Here is an 896-nt window from a genome sequence, read left to right on the forward strand (position 1 = left end):
GGGACCGGCGGCCGTGCGCCGGGGGCTGCGGGGTGAGGTCGCGCAGCACGCCCAGCCACTCGGTGGGCCTCGTCTCGCCGCTTCCTCCCGGCACCGCGACGGCAACCGGCAGGATCCTCGCGCCGAGGACCCGGGGGGAACCCTCGGTCGTGGTCGGGGTGGAGATCCGGAAGTCGACCTCGAACGGGGTGCCGTGCTCCACCGCGCCCCGCCACAGGCTGGCGACCCGGTCCCGGTCGTCGGGGTGCACCCCGGCGAGCCAGCCGGTGCCGGCGAGCTCGCCGGCCTGCTGACCGGTACTCGCGCGCCACGCGGGCAGGTCGACGTCGAGGTTGCCGTCCGCGGACGCGTGGAAGACGTCGCTGCCGGCCGCGTCGACCAGTGCCCGGTAGCGGACCTCAGCCCGCACCCGCTCCCGTTCGGCGACCTGCATGCCCGTGACGTCCAGCGCGACGAAGGCGACCCCGACCGGACCGAGCTGCGGGTCGGCCACCGGGAACCAGCTCGCGAGCCAGGCCCGTGCCGGCGCGCCGGCGGGGCCCGCGACGCCGATCTCGAGGTCGATCATCGGTTCGCCGGTGTGCAGCACCCGGCCGAGCAGGGCGTCCAGTTCCTGGCCGGTGTCGCCAAGCACCTCGCTGACCGTCCGCCCCAGATGATCCCGGGCGGCACGGCGGTCGAGCCGGGCCAGCGTGTCGTTGACCCGGACGAACCGGCCGGACCGGTCCAGCAGCGCGAGCCCGACCGGGGCCTGCACGAACAGCGCGTCGAGCAGCGCGTACGCGGCGAGACCGGGGTCGACGCCGGTGGCACCGCTCGCCGCCGCGGAACCGCGGCCCAGCACCGACCCGAATCCCGGGCCGGTGCCCTGGCTGGCCGCGGCGGCCTGGGTCGCC

General features: G+C 76.8%; 1 protein-coding gene. It reads right to left on the bottom strand.

Going from position 1 to position 896, the window contains the following annotated elements; translation table 11 throughout:
- On the bottom strand, positions 1-896 hold an 896-nt coding region (locus MXD58_RS25745), incomplete at both ends, for a PAS domain-containing protein (protein ID WP_250610297.1).

It is taken from the genome of Frankia sp. AgKG'84/4 (assembly GCF_023242965.2).
Lineage (GTDB): Bacteria > Actinomycetota > Actinomycetes > Frankiales > Frankiaceae > Frankia.